The organism is Vibrio sp. R10-SG3-ISO10 (genome assembly GCF_059834185.1).
Window position 1 is genome coordinate 373,679 of sequence record NZ_JCBDHG010000020.1, and the last position, 16,402, is coordinate 390,080.

At 45.1% G+C, this 16,402-nt stretch carries 17 protein-coding genes; 16 read left to right on the forward strand and 1 reads right to left on the reverse strand.

The features are described from left to right. The first annotated feature begins 10 nt into the window (after positions 1–10). From ruvB to AC6R16_RS11755, 14 genes are all read left to right on the forward strand, one after another. Positions 11–1,015 (forward strand): Holliday junction branch migration DNA helicase RuvB, encoded by a 1,005-nt coding sequence (gene ruvB / locus AC6R16_RS11690; RefSeq protein WP_171322695.1) that lies wholly within the window; start codon positions 11–13, stop codon positions 1,013–1,015. 458 nt (positions 1,016–1,473) lie between these two features. Further along, on the forward strand, positions 1,474–3,060 hold the full coding sequence (cydA, locus tag AC6R16_RS11695; RefSeq protein ID WP_500640792.1) for a cytochrome ubiquinol oxidase subunit I: 1,587 nt from the start codon (positions 1,474–1,476) through the stop codon (positions 3,058–3,060). 13 nt (positions 3,061–3,073) lie between these two features. Beyond that, on the forward strand, positions 3,074–4,210 hold the full coding sequence (cydB, locus tag AC6R16_RS11700; RefSeq protein ID WP_500674456.1) for a cytochrome d ubiquinol oxidase subunit II: 1,137 nt from the start codon (positions 3,074–3,076) through the stop codon (positions 4,208–4,210). A gap of 12 nt (positions 4,211–4,222) precedes the next feature. Then, on the forward strand, positions 4,223–4,330 hold the full coding sequence (gene cydX / locus AC6R16_RS11705) for a cytochrome bd-I oxidase subunit CydX (RefSeq protein WP_000270284.1): 108 nt from the start codon (positions 4,223–4,225) through the stop codon (positions 4,328–4,330). After that, positions 4,323–4,625 (forward strand): cyd operon protein YbgE, encoded by a 303-nt coding sequence (ybgE, locus tag AC6R16_RS11710; protein WP_500674457.1) that lies wholly within the window; start codon positions 4,323–4,325, stop codon positions 4,623–4,625. The genes cydX and ybgE overlap by 8 nt, the downstream gene beginning before the upstream one ends. 158 nt (positions 4,626–4,783) lie before the next feature. Continuing rightward, on the forward strand, positions 4,784–5,203 hold the full coding sequence (gene ybgC, locus AC6R16_RS11715; RefSeq protein WP_500674458.1) for a tol-pal system-associated acyl-CoA thioesterase: 420 nt from the start codon (positions 4,784–4,786) through the stop codon (positions 5,201–5,203). Next, positions 5,193–5,891: a protein TolQ gene (gene tolQ, locus AC6R16_RS11720; protein WP_004743335.1), complete on the forward strand. Its 699-nt coding sequence runs from the start codon at positions 5,193–5,195 to the stop codon at positions 5,889–5,891. Before ybgC ends, tolQ begins: the two co-directional genes overlap by 11 nt. Before the next feature lie 5 nt (positions 5,892–5,896). After that, complete coding sequence (gene tolR / locus AC6R16_RS11725) at positions 5,897–6,340, forward strand: protein TolR (RefSeq protein WP_004743336.1); 444 nt, start codon at positions 5,897–5,899, stop codon at positions 6,338–6,340. Between the two features lie 11 nt (positions 6,341–6,351). Then, positions 6,352–7,422, forward strand: a complete 1,071-nt coding sequence (gene tolA, locus AC6R16_RS11730) for a cell envelope integrity protein TolA (RefSeq protein ID WP_500674459.1) — start codon at positions 6,352–6,354, stop codon at positions 7,420–7,422. A gap of 49 nt (positions 7,423–7,471) precedes the next feature. Then, positions 7,472–8,785 carry a Tol-Pal system beta propeller repeat protein TolB gene (gene tolB / locus AC6R16_RS11735; protein WP_500674657.1) on the forward strand — a complete coding sequence of 438 codons (1,314 nt, stop codon included), beginning with the start codon at positions 7,472–7,474 and terminating at the stop codon, positions 8,783–8,785. A gap of 34 nt (positions 8,786–8,819) precedes the next feature. Next, complete coding sequence (gene pal / locus AC6R16_RS11740; RefSeq protein WP_004743339.1) at positions 8,820–9,347, forward strand: peptidoglycan-associated lipoprotein Pal; 528 nt, start codon at positions 8,820–8,822, stop codon at positions 9,345–9,347. A 15-nt stretch (positions 9,348–9,362) separates the two neighbouring features. Beyond that, entirely contained in the window at positions 9,363–10,133 is a 771-nt protein-coding gene (gene ybgF / locus AC6R16_RS11745) for a tol-pal system protein YbgF (protein WP_004743340.1), read from the forward strand. 131 nt (positions 10,134–10,264) lie between these two features. Next, a complete protein-coding gene (gene nadA, locus AC6R16_RS11750; protein ID WP_500674460.1) occupies positions 10,265–11,326 on the forward strand; it encodes a quinolinate synthase NadA in 1,062 nt (353 codons plus the stop codon). Between the two features lie 101 nt (positions 11,327–11,427). Next, positions 11,428–12,462, forward strand: a complete 1,035-nt coding sequence (locus tag AC6R16_RS11755) for a potassium channel family protein (RefSeq protein WP_500674461.1) — start codon at positions 11,428–11,430, stop codon at positions 12,460–12,462. A 46-nt stretch (positions 12,463–12,508) separates the two neighbouring features. Here the strand turns inward: AC6R16_RS11755 and AC6R16_RS11760 are convergent, their stop codons facing one another. Continuing rightward, on the reverse strand, positions 12,509–13,078 hold the full coding sequence (locus AC6R16_RS11760) for a UPF0149 family protein (RefSeq protein ID WP_500674462.1): 570 nt from the start codon (positions 13,076–13,078) through the stop codon (positions 12,509–12,511). 127 nt (positions 13,079–13,205) lie between these two features. On the opposite strand from AC6R16_RS11760, the gene AC6R16_RS11765 reads away from it, so the two are divergent. Continuing rightward, the gene (locus AC6R16_RS11765; protein ID WP_500674463.1) at positions 13,206–15,644 is read left to right on the forward strand and encodes an ATP-binding protein; all 2,439 of its coding nucleotides are present in this window, start codon (positions 13,206–13,208) and stop codon (positions 15,642–15,644) included. A gap of 223 nt (positions 15,645–15,867) precedes the next feature. After that, on the forward strand, positions 15,868–16,317 hold the full coding sequence (locus AC6R16_RS11770; protein ID WP_069665959.1) for an L-alanine exporter AlaE: 450 nt from the start codon (positions 15,868–15,870) through the stop codon (positions 16,315–16,317). Positions 16,318–16,402 lie beyond the last annotated feature (85 nt).

Here is a 16,402-nt window from a genome sequence, read left to right on the forward strand (position 1 = left end):
GGCTTGAACAATGATTGAAGCGGATCGATTAATCGCACCAGATAACACGGTGTATAAAGAAGAGGATGTTATCGATCGTGCGATACGTCCGAAGAAACTTGAAGACTACAAAGGCCAAGATCATGTTCGTGATCAGATGGAGATCTTCATTAAAGCAGCGCAGCTACGTAATGAAGCACTCGATCACTTATTGATATTTGGTCCTCCTGGTTTGGGTAAAACAACATTAGCTAATATTGTTGCCAACGAGATGGACGTGAATATTCGTACGACCTCTGGCCCAGTACTTGAAAAAGCGGGCGATCTGGCGGCGCTGTTAACCAACCTCGAAGAGAATGATGTTCTTTTCATTGACGAGATCCACCGACTCAGCCCTATGGTTGAAGAGGTACTTTATCCGGCGATGGAAGATTACCAGCTTGATATCATGATTGGTGAAGGTCCGGCGGCTCGCTCCATAAAAATCGATTTACCGCCATTTACTCTGATTGGTGCTACGACGCGCGCAGGCTCGTTAACTTCACCACTGCGCGATCGCTTCGGTATTACTCAGCGTTTGGAATACTACAAAATCCCAGATCTGCAAAACATTGTTCAGCGTAGTGCTGACTGCTTAGGTCTATCGATGGAGTCTGAGGGAGCGCTGGAAGTGGCAAGACGTGCCCGTGGGACACCGCGAATCGCCAACCGCCTATTACGACGAGTTCGTGACTATGCAGAAGTGAAAGGTAACGGTCACATCTGCGCGGAGGTCGCAGACAAAGCACTTAATATGCTGGATGTCGATGCGCAAGGCTTCGATTATATGGATAGAAAGCTACTTCTGGCGATTATGGAGAAGTTTGGTGGCGGCCCTGTCGGCTTGGACAACATGGCGGCTGCAATCGGTGAGGAAAAAGATACTATTGAAGATGTTCTTGAACCTTACCTGATCCAGCAAGGCTACCTGCAACGAACACCGCGCGGAAGAATTGCCACGGATCGCGCGTATCTTCATTTCGGAATTGAAAAATAAGTTTTCAGTAGCCAGCTCACAGAAGCTGGCTTTTTCTTTTGGTGATCTATATCACACTAATGTAATTTACTTACTACTTAATAGGTAGCGCAATTGAGTGACTTGTTAACTGCTTGTTTTGCATAAATACTTAATGGCCTGTCACCAATAACCCCTTCGTAACAAAACACCCTTCAAACTGTTGATGCAGATCAATGTGATGGTTTTTTGGTCAAAAATGCCGTACAAAACTTGATACAAATCAAAGCGAACTCTGGCTATAAACCTTTTGAAACAACCTGTTTTTAGCAGTAATATTAGCGCCAGCTATATTAGCTGATGCTTAACAATTAACTAACCATTACGGTACATTTTTGCAACAGGTTGGCTATCTTTTATAACACTGTTTAAGTTTGCCCAACGATTAATAACAATGCATTAATGTAGAGAGTGTCTTCAGCCGACACATAGGAGTAATCATGATCGATGTTGTTGATCTATCGCGGTTGCAGTTTGCACTGACAGCGATGTATCACTTCCTATTCGTACCGTTGACTCTAGGTATGGCCTTCTTACTGGCTATCATGGAATCAATGTACGTAATGACGAACAAGCAAATCTATAAGGACATGACAAAGTTCTGGGGTAAGCTATTCGGTATTAACTTTGCACTTGGTGTGGCGACCGGCCTTACCATGGAGTTCCAGTTTGGTACTAACTGGTCTTACTATTCGCATTACGTAGGTGATATTTTCGGTGCACCTTTGGCGATTGAAGCCCTAGTTGCCTTCTTCTTAGAATCCACCTTTGTTGGTCTTTTCTTCTTTGGCTGGGATCGTCTCTCAAAACGTCAACACCTTGTTGTTACTTGGTTAGTTGCGCTAGGTTCTAACTTCTCTGCACTTTGGATCTTGGTAGCAAACGGCTGGATGCAAAACCCAGTTGGCGCTGAATTTAACTTTGAAACCATGCGTATGGAAATGGTGAGCTTTGCTGAGGTTGTTCTAAACCCAGTTGCTCAGGTTAAATTCGTTCATACCGTAGCATCTGGCTACACGACTGGCGCAATGTTCATTCTAGGCATCAGCTCTTACTACCTATTAAAAGGTCGTGACATCGCATTCGCTCGTCGTTCATTTGCTATCGCGGCTTCGTTCGGTATGGCTGCTATCTTATCGGTTATCATTCTTGGTGATGAATCCGGTTACGAGCTAGGTGAAGTGCAGAAGGTGAAACTTGCTGCGATTGAAGCGGAATGGCACACAGAGCCAGCCCCTGCAGCGTTTACGCTGTTTGGTTTACCTAACCAAGAGACAATGCACACCGATTACGCGATTAAGATCCCTTACGTTATGGGTATTATCGCGACGCGCTCTCTAGATGAGCAGGTAACAGGTCTCCGTGATCTGCGCGATGACCACGTAGAACGTGTTCGTACCGGTATGTACGCGTATGAGCTTCTAGAGAAGCTACGTGCGGGTGATAAATCAGAAGAAAACATGGCAGCGTTTGATGAAGTGAAAGGTGACCTCGGTTATGGCCTACTTCTGAAGCGTTACACTGAAAATGTTGTCGATGCGACAGAAGAGCAAATTCAAGCGGCAGCGGATGATTCTATCCCAACGGTTTGGCCTCTATTCTGGTCGTTCCGTATCATGGTTGCGTGTGGCTTTATTATGCTATTCGTATTCGGTGCTGCATTCGTACAAACATGTCGCCAGAAAATCGAGCAAAAACCTTGGATTCTCAAGGCGGCGCTATTCAGTATTCCTCTTCCTTGGATTGCAATTGAAGCAGGTTGGTTTGTTGCCGAGTATGGTCGTCAGCCATGGGCGGTAGGTGAAATCCTTCCTACGCATGTTGCAGCTTCAGCGCTGACAATTGGTGAACTATGGACTTCTCTATTCGCTATCCTAGCACTGTACACAGTGTTCTTGATTGCTGAAGTTTACCTAATGCTTAAATTTGCACGTAAAGGTCCTAGCAGCCTGAAAACTGGTCGCTACCACTTCGAACAAAACGCTGACTCTGTTGAAGACAAAGTTGGTCGCTCAGTCGAAGTTTAAGTGAGGGAATATTATGTTTGATTACGAAATCTTACGACTTATCTGGTGGGTTCTGATTGGTGTTCTGCTAGTTGGTTTCGCCGTCACTGATGGCTTTGATATGGGCGTTGCTGCGCTGTCACCTGTTATTGGTAAAAGCGACACTGAACGTCGTATTATGCTCAACACGATTGCTCCTCACTGGGATGGTAACCAAGTTTGGTTGATCACAGCGGGTGGTGCACTGTTTGCAGCATGGCCTCTAGTTTACGCAACGTCGTTTTCTGGATTCTATTTAGCAATGTATGTGACCTTAGCTGCGCTTTGGCTACGTCCACTTGCACTAGACTACCGTTCTAAAATTGAAGAGCCAAAATGGCGTAAGGCTTGGGACTACGCACTTTGCTTTAGTGGCACAGTTCCGCCAATCATCTTCGGTGTCGCATTTGGTAACCTGCTTCAAGGTGTACCATTTGAGTTGAATGATCTGCTGATGTCGCAATACAAGGGTTCGTTCTTTGCACTACTCAACCCATTTGCGTTGCTTTGTGGCGTGCTTAGCCTGATGCTATTTGTTCTACAAGGTGCAACTTGGCTTCAAATGAAGACAACAGAAGCGCTGCACGTACGTGCACGTAATGTGGCTCAAATCGCGGGTCTGATCGCTACAGTCCTGTTTGTACTTGGTGGTTTCTGGGTTCAGTCTATTGATGGTTACGTCATCACAAGCGCTATCGATACAATGGCTGCATCTAATCCACTGAACAAAGAAGTGGCGATTCAGGCAGGTGCTTGGATGCAGAACTTTGAAACTTACCCAGCAATGTGGGCAGCACCAGTTATTGGTGTGTTAATGCCGCTACTGGCTGTATTTGCTTCTCGCATTGAGCGCGGTGGATTTGCTTTCTTGTTCTCAAGCCTTGCTAACGCAGGTGTGATTCTAACGGCAGGTTTTGCGATGTTCCCATTCGTAATGCCTTCAAGCCTAGTACCTAGCCATAGCTTAACGATGTGGGACTCAACGGCAAGTGAACTGACACTTGGTCTGATGACACTAGTTGCTGCGGTAATGGTGCCTGTGATTCTTGGCTACACGACTTGGACATACTACAAAATGTTTGGTCGTCTTGATAAGAAACACATCGAAGACAACGACGTTTCAGCTTACTAAGGAGCAACGAATATGTGGTATTTCGCATGGATTCTGGGTGTATTACTCGCTTGTGCATTCGGCATCATCAACGCTCTTTGGTTAGAGCACTCTGAAATGATGGACAAAGACAGTGAGTAATCTCGCTGCGCAGGTAGCTAAGCTACATGCACCTGTTGATAAGGCTCTGTTCCGAGCCTTATCACTGGTTCTTGGTTTTTATCACGTAGCTATGGTTATGTGGGACCCAGAACTGTATTCCGCTTCAATCGGCGGTTTCAATGCCATTATTTCACCACTGCTGATTTGGGCAATTTGCTCTAGCATGGTGTCTGGTCTGGGTTTTAAACCTCGTAATTGGTATTGGCAGGTGCTGTTCAGTCCGTACTGCTCATTGACGATTCTTATATACCTCACGGTAGTTCGTCTGATCTAAGGGCTAAACTCCGCTCATTTTGTCTAAAAAAAGTGCGACTCATTGAATGGGTTGCGCTTTTTTTTGTTTCAAGCTTTGAATTCACTTATTAAGTCTTGCATAGATAGTAATGAGTTGCGTTATAGTAACCGTCTAGAAAAACAAGTTTGGGCGCTATAGTGCAAGAGCAGGCAAAGACATTTGAGTGGGCGGTAACGGTTTATTATGAAGACACTGATGCTGGTGGCGTGGTGTACCATTCCAACTACCTCAAGTTCTTTGAACGGGCAAGAACTGAACTACTTCGCACTATCGGTGTGTCTCAACAAGTCCTTTTGGAACAAAACATCGGTTTCGTAGTCCGACACATGGATATCGATTTTTTGCAGGGTGCTCGCCTTGACGATCATCTCACTGTAAGGACAAAAATTGCTGACCTTAAAAAAGCTTCACTCACTTTCTGTCAGGAGATCGTTAATCCTGAGGGTAAGTCATTGTGTAAGGCAATGGTTAAGGTAGCATGTATCGACAATATAAAAATGAGGCCAAAAGCAATGCCTCAATCAATAGTTATGGAGTTAACGGATAGTGACCGCTGATATTTCGATGCTAGACCTTTTCTTGCAGGCGAGCCTGCTAGTAAAAATGGTTATGCTGATCCTTTTAGGCATGTCGATTGTTTCTTGGGCAATGATCATTAAGCGCAGTAAGGTGCTTTCTCAGGCATCAAAAGATGCAGAAACCTTCGAAGATAAGTTTTGGTCAGGTACTGATCTGTCGATTCTTTATCAAAATGCCAAAAAGCGTAAGGACGACTTAGCGGGTACAGAAGAGATCTTCTACTCCGGTTTCACTGAGTTTGCTCGTCTACGTAAGTCTAACGCTGACTCTCCAGATTTCATTATGGAAGGGACTGGCCGCTCGATGCGTGTCGCTGTGGCGCGAGAAGTGGATGAGCTTGAAACCAATCTTCCATTCCTAGCAACTGTCGGCTCAATCAGTCCTTACATTGGTCTATTTGGTACCGTTTGGGGCATCATGCATGCTTTCATTGCGCTAGGTGAAGTAAAACAAGCGACGCTCGCGATGGTTGCTCCTGGTATCGCCGAAGCACTCGTTGCAACGGCGATGGGTCTATTTGCTGCAATTCCTGCGGTAATGGCATACAACCGATTCAGCAGTAAAGTGGGTAAGCTAGAGCACAACTACGCAACCTTCTCAGAAGAGTTCCACAGTATTTTGCACCGTCAAGCAATGGCTGGCCGCGATACTGCAAGTAAGGAATAGTTGCTATGGCTGGCTACCAACCTAAAAAGCGCAAGATGACTGCTGAAATTAACGTTGTACCTTATATCGACGTTATGCTGGTTCTTCTGATCATTTTCATGGTGACCTCACCTTTTGTCACACAAGGGGTCGACGTTGAACTGCCAAAAACTGCCACAGCCAAGCCAGCTTCTGAACTGGCGGGCGACAGTGATGCAAGCTTTATCATTGTTGAAATCGACAAAGACGGAAACCTTGGTCTTAGCGTCAATGACGAAGAGGTATCACGCGGTATCTCACTACAAGACGTGATTGTTCGTGTTAAAGCAGAACTGTCTTTAAAGCCTGACTCACCTGTTGCAGTCGGTGGTGATGCCGCTACCCCTTATGCAGAAGTCGTTTTGGTATTAGACGAATTGAGTCGTGCAGGCATTCCGAAAGTCGGTTTGCTGACAGATATTAAGGAATAATCGTCGCTGCGATGAAAGAGAACAAACCTAAAAAGAACGATTACAAAAAGCCGATCATCATATCGGCTGCTTTGCATGGACTTCTTATTGCGGCTTTGATTTGGGGCACTGACTTTACAATGTCTAAGCCGGAGCCGGCTGGGCGTATGGTTCAAGCGGTCGTCATCGATCCAGATCTTGTCAGGCAGCAAGCGCAACAGATTCGTAGCAAGCGTGAAGAAGCGGCGAAGAAAGAGCAAGATCGTTTAGATAAGCTCCGCCGTGAAAGTGAACAGCTTGAAAAAAACCGCAAAGCCGAAGAAGAACGCATTCGTAAGCTCAAAGAGCAGCAAGCCAAAGAGGCTAAAGCGGCACGTGAAGCGGAAAAACAACGCATTGCTAAAGAGAAGGAGCGCAAAGCTGAAGAAGCTCGTGTGAAAAAAGAAAAAGAACGCGTAGCCAAACTTGAAGCGGAGCGAAAAGCCAAAGAGCAAGCGATTAAGAAGGCTGAACAAGAACGCTTAGCGAAAGAAGCGGCGATTGCCAAAGCGGAGCAAGAGCGTATTGCCCGTGAAAAAGCGGCAAAAGAAGCGGAAGAGAAAGCGCGACGTCAACGTGAAGCGGCAGAGAAAGCTGAGAAAGAACGTATAGCGAAAGAGAAAGCAGCCAAAGAGGCGGCTGAGAAGGCGCGCAAAGAGAAAGAACGCTTAGAGCGGATTGAGCGTGAACGCAAAGAACAAGAAGCGGCACTAAACGATATCTTTGCGGGATTAGAGACGGAAGCTGAGGCGAACACCTCGGCGCGTTCTAGCCACGTCTCTAGCGAGGCTGACCGTTATGGCGCAATTTACACTCAGCTCATTCAGCAAAATTTATTGCTGGAGGACAGTTTTCGGGGAAAGTCTTGTCGAGTTAACCTGCGTTTGATCCCTACGGGAGCAGACGCAATTGTTGGCAATCTTTCCGTTCTGGATGGTGATAGCCGTTTATGCGCGGCAACCAAGCGTGCTGTGGCGCAAGTGAACAGCTTTCCTCTGCCTAAAGATCCAGACGTTGTGAACAAAATTAAGAATATCAATTTAACCGTAGTACCTGAGTTATAAGGAAAAGCTTGTGTTAAAGCGACTAGTAATAGGATGTGTGCTCACTGTAATGAGCGTGTTCCAAACGGCGAATGCGGCGTTGGAACTAGTGATTACAGATGGTATCGATTCGGCAAGACCAATCGCGATCGTGCCATTTAAATGGGAAGGCAATACACAACTTCCTGAAGATGTATCAAAAGTGATTGCTTCAGATTTGCAGCGCAGTGGTAAATTTAACCCAGTTGCAACAAGTAAAATGCCACAAACGCCATACAGCGAAGCGGAAGTTGATTTCAATGCTTGGACTGGGTTGGGTGTTGATGCCCTAGTGACTGGTTCAATTTCCCAAAATGCAGAGGGTAACTACGTTATTAACTATCAGCTGGTAGACGTAGTGAGAGGTCAGTTGACTCAAGGCCAGAGTAAGTCTTTAAGTGGTGATGGTCAGCTAGTTCTGTCTAAAGATCATGTAATTTTTAACAAACGAGCGACAGTACCGGGTAAGCGCCTTAGAGAATATGCGCACAGAATCTCAGATCTAGTCTATGAAGCATTAACTGGTGAAAAAGGTGCGTTTTTAACTCGTATTGCTTACGTTGTTGTCAATGACAAAGACAATTTCCCATACCAGCTACGCGTATCTGATTATGATGGTTACAATGAGCGCCTAGTACTGCGTTCTAAGCAGCCATTGATGTCTCCAGCTTGGTCTCCCGATGGTAAAAAACTTGCTTATGTGAGCTTCCAAAACGGCCAAGCTGAGATCTTCATTATGAATATCTACACGGGCGAACGTGAGAAGTTGACGTCATATCCTCGTCACAATGGTGCGCCAAGATTCTCTCCGGACGGCAGTAAGCTGGCTTTGGTTTTATCAAAAACCGGTAGCCTGCAAGTTTATACGTTGGATCTGAACACCAGAAAACTGACTCAAATTACCCGCGGTAGATCGAATAATACCGAACCATTTTGGCATCCAGATGGTAAATCTCTGATCTTTACCTCGGATCGGGGTGGAAAACCTCAAATTTATCAAGTAGATTTGGCAAGTAATTCGACCAAGCGTTTAACATGGCAAGGCAGCCAGAACCTTGGTGGGCAAATTACACCAGATGGTCGCTTCTTAGTGATGGTGAATCGCAGCAATACAGGGTTCAATCTAGCCAAGCTAGATATGGAAACCGGAGCGATGCAGATTCTAACCAAAACATTGTTGGATGAATCACCAAGTATTGCGCCAAATGGTGGTATGGTCATTTATAGCTCGATCTATAACAAGACCAATGTTCTTTCAATGGTCTCCATTGATGGACGCTTTAAAGCAAGGTTACCGGCAACAAATGGTCGAGTTCGTGCACCTGCATGGTCACCGTTTTTGTAGCAAGTAAGTATCAATAACAAAGGAAACTATAACAATGCAACTTAATAAAGTTCTTAAAGGGCTTCTAATTGCGCTACCAGTTCTAGCGGTTACAGCATGTAGCTCAAGTGATGACGCAGCGAACTCTACTGGTTCTACTGAAACTAACCAAGTTCAAACGACAGATAACACAGCTGTTTCTCCACTAGAAGCAAATGGCCAGCTTTCTGAGCAAGAGCTTAAAGAGCAAGCACTACGCGAAACTTCAACAATCTACTTTGCTTTCGACAACTCTACTATCGCGGGTGACTACGAAGAGATGCTAGCGGCTCACGCAGCTTACCTAAGCAAAGATCCATCTCTAGAAGTTAAAATCGAAGGTCACGCAGATGAGCGTGGTACTCCAGAGTACAACATCGCACTAGGCGAGCGCCGTGCAGAAGCTGTAGCGAAATACCTACAAGCTCTAGGTGTTCAAGCGGATCAAATCGAAGTTGTAAGCTACGGTGAAGAGAAGCCACTTCTTCTAGGTCAATCAGAAGATGTTTACGCTAAGAACCGCCGCGCAGTTCTAGTGTACTAATTGAGGAATTGCCTCATGTTCAGTAACCTTAAGCGCGTTGTTACGCTTACGTTACTGGCAAGTGCAGCGAGTAGTGTACTCGCTGCACCAGCTCCAGTATCCGATCTAAGCGGTAGCAATACTGCCACTTCTTCATCGTCAGTTCGTGGTAACGAAACTGATGTTCAGCGCTTAGAGCGCTTATTGGAAAACCGCAATCGCGTCCAGTTGCAAATGCAGCAACAGCTCGATGACATGGCTCTTGAAATCAGTGAGCTTCGCGGTCAATTAGAAAAAAGCACTTATGACATGCAGCAGATGTTGCAGCGTCAAAGAGAGCTGTTCATTGAGTTAGATAAGGTTCGCAGCCAAGCATCAACGCCTGTTGCTCAAACGACACCGGAAGACTCAGCGAAACCTGCAGGTGGGACTTTTAGTTCCAATGTAGATGAGCAGACTGCGTATCAGAACTCGGTAGACTTAATCCTTAAGAAGCGTGACTACACGGGTGCAATTGCTGCATTCCAGCAGTTTCAGAAAGACTTCCCGGACTCAAGCTTCACGCCAAACTCGCATTATTGGCTAGGCCAACTTTATTTTGCCAAGAAGCAAGATAAAGAAGCAGTGAAGAGTTTTGCCGCCGTGATCACTTATAAAGAATCCAACAAGCGTGCAGATGCTTTGGTGAAACTTGGTGATATCGCAGCTCGCAATAATAACCAAGCTCAAGCGACAAAGTACTATCAGCAAGTGGTTGATGAGTATCCAAATAGTGCTTCAGCTAAGTTGGCAAAAGAGCGTCTTTAACCGTTCATAATTTGTATTGAAGAGGAGTGCAAAGCGCTCCTTTTTTGTTTTCCTTTGTGTCGACGCTGGAATCTACAATAGCGTTAAGGTTACAATACTCGGATTACTGGAAGTAGCGTAGCGCAAAAGCAATGAGCCACATATTAGATACAATTGAGACAGTTTACCCATTCCCACCAAAACCAATCCCGCTAACAGAAGAAGAAAAACAAGCACACATTGCCAACATCAAGGTGTTGCTTAAAGAAAAAGACGCGGTATTGATTGCTCACTATTACACAGATCCTGAGATCCAAGCTTTGGCAGAAGAGACTGGCGGTTTTGTCGGTGATTCACTTGAAATGGCAAAGTTTGGTAACCGCCACCCTGCAAGCACACTGATTATCGGTGGTGTGCGCTTTATGGGTGAGTCAGCTAAGATCCTGACACCTGAAAAGCGTATTCTTATGCCAACGCTAGAGGCGGAGTGTTCTCTAGATCTTGGTTGTCCTGCTGACAAGTTTTCTGAGTTTTGTGATGCTCACCCTAATCACAAAGTTGTTGTGTACGCAAACACCTCTGCTGCAGTAAAAGCACGCGCTGACTGGGTTGTAACATCGAGCATCGCATTAGAAATCGTTGAACACCTAGATTCTGAAGATACGCCAATTATTTGGGGCCCTGATCGCCACCTAGGTTCGTACATTGCTAACCAAACTGGCGCAGACATGTTGCTTTGGCAAGGTGAATGTGTGGTTCACGATGAGTTTTCAGCTGATGCGCTGCGTAAGATGAAAGGTTTATACCCAGATGCAGCCATCCTTGTTCACCCAGAGTCACCTGCTAGCGTTGTTGAATTAGCAGATGCTGTCGGCTCTACAAGTCAGCTAATTAAGGCGGCAAAAGAGCTGCCACAGCAGAAAATGATTGTTGCGACTGATAAAGGCATCTTCTTTAAAATGCAGCAGCTAGTTCCAGAGAAAGAGCTGATTGAAGCGCCAACTGCGGGTGCAGGTGCAACTTGTCGTAGCTGTGCACACTGCCCTTGGATGGCAATGAACGGCCTAAAAGCGATTGAAGCTGCGCTACGTGATGGTGGTGAAGAGCACGAAATCTTTGTTGATGAAGAGCTACGTGTTAAATCTCTTATCCCGTTGAACCGCATGCTAGATTTTGCCGAGCAACTAAACATGCAGGTAAAAGGCAACGCTTAAGCGGATATTTGTCACAGTTATCAAGACCAGCCTCAATGGCTGGTTTTTTTGTATAAGCTCTTAGGCTTAAATACCCTTAAGCGAACAAGTGAAGGAGCACTATGTCTATTTGGCTAACATTTAGAAAGTGGCTGAACTCAAATATATTTAATCTTAGTAATCGTAACTTAGCTTTGCTGTTGGTTATCTATATTGCCGCCTCTTGGATTTTACTGAGAGCGAGTAGTGAGCACGCGCTTACCGATGACCTCTCAACTTTTCTCTATTTCTTGATGGTGACGGCTTCAACCGTCGGCTACGGCGATCATTCGCCTGAAACTTCAATGGGAAAATGGGTAGTTATCTTGTTTGTCATCCCGGGGGGCTTGTCACTTTTTGCGGCTTTGATTGGTCGACTTGCAGCAGGGATGGTCGAGTATTGGCGCGCAGGTATTTTAGGAAAGCGGAGAGTTGGTGTGGAAAATCATATCGTACTATTAGGTTGGAATGGGCAACGTACCATGCATTTGATTCGCATGTTACAGCATGAAGAAGAGGGCAAACGTCCAATTGTACTATGCAGTCGTTCAGATATTGAAAACCCGCTTCCTGGCGAAATTGGATTCGTAAAAGTAAACAGCTATACCGACTCACAAGAGATGGAAAAAGCCGCAATTGAAAGGGCCAGTTGTATTGTCGTCGATAACCTAGAAGACGACATTACGTTGTCAGCTGCGCTATACAGTGCCAACATCAACCCAAGTGCCCATCTGCTCGCTTACTTTAAAGATGAGGCTCTCAGTAACCTTCTAAGCCAGCATTGCCCAAATGCCGAGTGTATTCCGGCAGTAGGGGCTGAAATGCTCGCTAAAGCCGCGGTAGACCCGGGTTCAAGCGCTTTGCATCAGGAGTTATTGGCTTCTACACGGGGCATGACTCAGTATTCGACGACTTATCCGAGTGAGCAGAAAACAATAAAAGTGGAAGATGCTTTTCAGTTTATGAAGCGAGACTATCAAGCAACGCTGATCGCATTGGATGTAGGGCAAGGGATTGAACTCAACCCAGAACTCGATAGGGAGATTTTACCTAGCGCTAAGATATTCTATATTGCGGATGAGCGTATTGAAGATTTTAATTGGCAAAAAATTGAGTGAACCTGACAACAAAAAATCGCAGCCTGAGCTGCGATTTTTTATTTTGTTATTCTTGATCTGCCAGCATTGAACCACGCATCGTCAAGCCACATAGCATGGTTGGCATTGCATTAAAGATCTCTTCAAACTGTTCAAGACCCTCAATACCTTGTTCAGCAAGCGTTGCGATTGAGGTTTCAGGATCATAAAGCATGCTCACAGATAGCAACACACCGCCTAATAGGGCGTTATCTTCGCTATCTTCTGGCATGATGGTTTCCCAATCGTCACGTGCAAGCTGCCAACCTTGGAGAACTCCTTCACAGAAGTCGCGCGTTGCTTCTGTCACGATTTCTTCTTTATCTAGAGCGCAACCTTCGGGCCATTGCCAACGATTTTCCAGTAGGGCAGGACGCGACTCATTCCAAATGGCAATGATATGCTCAATGTATATCTCTAACTGTTCGCCATCTGCAAAAGGGGCAACTTCTTCACCACCCCAAAGGAATGGAAGCCATTCGTGAGGAGTCAACGTGTGAGGCGCTGCAGCCATAGCGGTAACGAAACCATGAGTCTTGGCTTCGTTAATCAACTTACCTTCAAGCTCAGGCAAGGACAGAAGTTCTTGTAGGGTCAAAATAGACATCCTATGTAAATCAGGAGTTGTGATATCGCAATGGTAACAGCCAAGAGAAGTGAGAAAAAGGTTGCTGCTCAGATATATTCGCTATAATTTTTTATAAACGGTCAAAATTCAAAGATTTATGGATATTCGTTCATCGCTAAAAAGGAAGAGCATTTTTGCTTTAGCTATTTATCTAGCTATGGCTGTCGCCCTTATCGGTACTGTCAGCTACTTGATCGTTGAACCGCCGACCAGAGCGCAGCTAGAAAGAAACCTTGATCTTCGAACTGAGCTTATCTCTGTTCAGATAGAAGAGCCGATAAATAGCTCCGTCGGGATCTTGCAAGCCGTGGTCAGTATCGGTAGTAACCACGAAACTCAAGAACACCAAGCGGTTTTGCTGCATAAGCTTTTTTCACTTGTTGAAGGGGTTGCTGTGAGTGGCGGTCTTTGGCCGACGCCTTACTCGATTGATCAACAAGTCCCTTATAAAAGTCTGTTCTTTAACCGAGCAAGTGATGGCAAGATCGACAGGGTGCTCTCATGGGATAACCCCGAGTCAGGGGGATACGACAAAGAGTCTTGGTATACCTCTGTTGTGAAAAAACCAAGCGGAACTGTGTCTTGGTCTCCGGTATACATAGACCCCTTTACCCATGTGCAGATGATCACCGCCTCATCACCTTACTACATTGACGGTGAGTTTGCTGGCGTAGCAACCATTGATATCTCATTAGAAACCTTGGTTGCGTTTGTTCGCCTGCATGCGGAAGAGTACGACTTAGGCGTGATACTGCGTGACGGTTACGGAGATGTCATCACAGAGCACAACTTCCAGCTCGCTAAAAATATCTATATCAGTCAAAACAGCTTTGGTGATTTTAACTGGAGTGTTGACGTTGTGAACGCCAAACGGTTGGTAGCCGAACAGGTGTATGATCTGGTCTCTAAAGTCGAAGCCGTCATCGTACCGATCATGCTTGCTTGTGTAATGCTAGGCTATTTTTTGATTAACCGTTTTCTGATTTCTCCGATTGTTGTCATTGCACGTAGCCTCGATGAATCCAAAGAGGGAGGGGCAATAGAGATTGATTACAATAGCCAAGATGAAATCAAATACCTCATCGACTCTTTAAATGAAAAAACGGTTTATCTTGAAGAAGAAAAGGTTAAAGCTCAGGCTTCGACGAAAGCAAAAAGTGCATTCCTTGCCACTTTATCTCACGAGATCCGTACACCAATGAATGGGGTACTGGGGACCGCGCAAATACTTTTAAAAACCGATTTAAGTGAAGAGCAGAGGAAGCATCTTAAAACATTGTATGAATCTGGCGAGCATATGATGACGCTGCTCAATGAGATTCTCGACTTCTCGAAAGTAGAGCAAGGGCATTTAGAGCTGGAATCATCACCTTTCCCGTTAGAGTCGATTATCGGCAGTATCAACAGTGTTTACTTTACGCTCTGTTCCGAGAAAGGGTTGCAGTTCAAGGTCTACTCTGAAGTACCCCATGAGCGTTGGTACCTATGTGATAAAGCGCGATTAAGACAGATTCTGTTTAACCTTCTTAACAATGCCGTCAAGTTTACCTCTCGTGGCTACGTGGAAGTGTATTTCAAAGAAGAGCAACGAGGCGAAGAAAACTACCTGCTTATTCGCGTGCGAGATACCGGTATAGGGATTGCCCGTGAAGCCCAAAGCAAGATATTTAAGCCATTTGAACAGGCTGAGTCTTCTACAACGCGCCGTTTTGGTGGAACCGGATTGGGCCTTGCGATTGTAAAGCAGCTATGTGAACTAATGGGAGGCACCGTAACGGTAAAAAGTGAGCTCGGAATTGGTTCGAGCTTTGAAGCCGCCATTCGCGCTGAAATTAGCCAGCCTGCTTTTGCTGAATATCGCGAGCTAAGAAAGCTCAACTATAACGGTTTAAGAGTCTTGATCGTTGAAGATAACCGCACTAATGCGATTATTCTGAATACGTTTATGACCAATAAAGGCTTCTCTTGTGAGTGTGTCGAAAATGGAGAGCTTGGTGTTGAGGCTATTGCTCAAGGTGGGTTTGATCTTGTTTTGATGGATAACCACATGCCCGTGATGGATGGTGTTGAAGCCACTACAGCAATTCGTAGCTTGGCTGATGAGAGAGCCAATATGCTGATCTTTGGTTGTACCGCTGATGTGTTCAGAGATACCAGAGAGCGAATGTTGGGGGCGGGCGTTGATTACATTATCTCGAAGCCGATTGATGAAACGGAACTCGATGATGCATTAGTCAATTATTCCGACAAGCTGTATCAATTTCAGCCTCACCTTCTAAACAGCTCTGCGAACTCAAATGAGCTCAAAATAGAGCTGGAAGAGCCATTGATGATGTTCTTTATGGCAATAGAAAACGAAGACTTACCCCATGCCAAAAACAAGTTTGCGCAGATAAAGCAAAATCTCGATGGCATTCAGACACCGATTCTGGACGATAACTTATTTAATATTGAATCTAGATTGATGGCCGGGGAGTTCCCTCAACAAGAAGAGTTGGATTTACTTGCCGTACAAGTCAAAGATTACTGTAACTAAATTACGTTAATTTGCTTAAAAACTGTCCTTTGGCTTAAATCTTAGCGACATAATCTAGTTTTACTACGAAATTTGGTTGTTTATTTACCTTTTCTCAATAAATTTGAAGTCTAAAACTGAAAAAATAATGCTTTAATAGCGATATTGACTGGCTTTTTGTTGTTTTGCTGGTTTTTCGTTTTGTCTTTTGGTTTTATATCTAGTTATTTGTGTTGAGGTAAGAATGAAGTCTCGTGGGCCTTTCTGTATTCGTAACGCTGCTGCTGATACGTTTGCAATGGTTGTGTTTTGTTTTATTTCCGGAATGTTCATTGAAATTTTTGTATCCGGTATGACTTTCGAGCAATCGCTAGCTTCACGAACGCTTTCAATCCCAGTTAACATCGCCATTGCCTGGCCATACGGTTTGTTCCGTGACTACGTATTACGCCAAGGCGCTCGCTTATCTGACACTGGCGTTATGAAAAACATCTCTGATCTTTTAGCTTATGTCCTGTTCCAGTCTCCGGTTTACGCAGCAATTCTATTGGTTGTGGGTGCATCGACTGATCAGATCATTACTGCAGTAACCTCTAATGCAGTTGTTTCATGTGGAATGGGTGTTTTGTACGGTTACTTCCTAGATATGTGCCGTAAGTGGTTCCGCGTTCCTGGCTACTATCAAGAAGCCTAAACTGACTGATTCATGATCGAATTAGCCAGTTAGTAACCAAACAGTCTCTATGGTGCGGTTTTTTTAGGGATTAGACTTGACCTAA

Excerpts from the sequence above, each read along its gene's own strand:
- ruvB (WP_171322695.1), top strand. The coding sequence starts at position 11 with ATGATTGAAGCGGATCGATTAATCGCACCAGATAACACGGTGTATAAA.
- cydA (WP_500640792.1), top strand. The coding sequence starts at position 1,474 with ATGATCGATGTTGTTGATCTATCGCGGTTGCAGTTTGCACTGACAGCG.
- cydB (WP_500674456.1), top strand. The coding sequence starts at position 3,074 with ATGTTTGATTACGAAATCTTACGACTTATCTGGTGGGTTCTGATTGGT.
- cydX (WP_000270284.1), top strand. The coding sequence starts at position 4,223 with ATGTGGTATTTCGCATGGATTCTGGGTGTATTACTCGCTTGTGCATTC.
- tolR (WP_004743336.1), top strand. The coding sequence starts at position 5,897 with ATGGCTGGCTACCAACCTAAAAAGCGCAAGATGACTGCTGAAATTAAC.
- tolA (WP_500674459.1), top strand. The coding sequence starts at position 6,352 with ATGAAAGAGAACAAACCTAAAAAGAACGATTACAAAAAGCCGATCATC.
- tolB (WP_500674657.1), top strand. The coding sequence starts at position 7,472 with ATGAGCGTGTTCCAAACGGCGAATGCGGCGTTGGAACTAGTGATTACA.
- pal (WP_004743339.1), top strand. The coding sequence starts at position 8,820 with ATGCAACTTAATAAAGTTCTTAAAGGGCTTCTAATTGCGCTACCAGTT.
- ybgF (WP_004743340.1), top strand. The coding sequence starts at position 9,363 with ATGTTCAGTAACCTTAAGCGCGTTGTTACGCTTACGTTACTGGCAAGT.
- nadA (WP_500674460.1), top strand. The coding sequence starts at position 10,265 with ATGAGCCACATATTAGATACAATTGAGACAGTTTACCCATTCCCACCA.
- AC6R16_RS11755 (WP_500674461.1), top strand. The coding sequence starts at position 11,428 with ATGTCTATTTGGCTAACATTTAGAAAGTGGCTGAACTCAAATATATTT.
- AC6R16_RS11765 (WP_500674463.1), top strand. The coding sequence starts at position 13,206 with ATGGATATTCGTTCATCGCTAAAAAGGAAGAGCATTTTTGCTTTAGCT.
- AC6R16_RS11770 (WP_069665959.1), top strand. The coding sequence starts at position 15,868 with ATGAAGTCTCGTGGGCCTTTCTGTATTCGTAACGCTGCTGCTGATACG.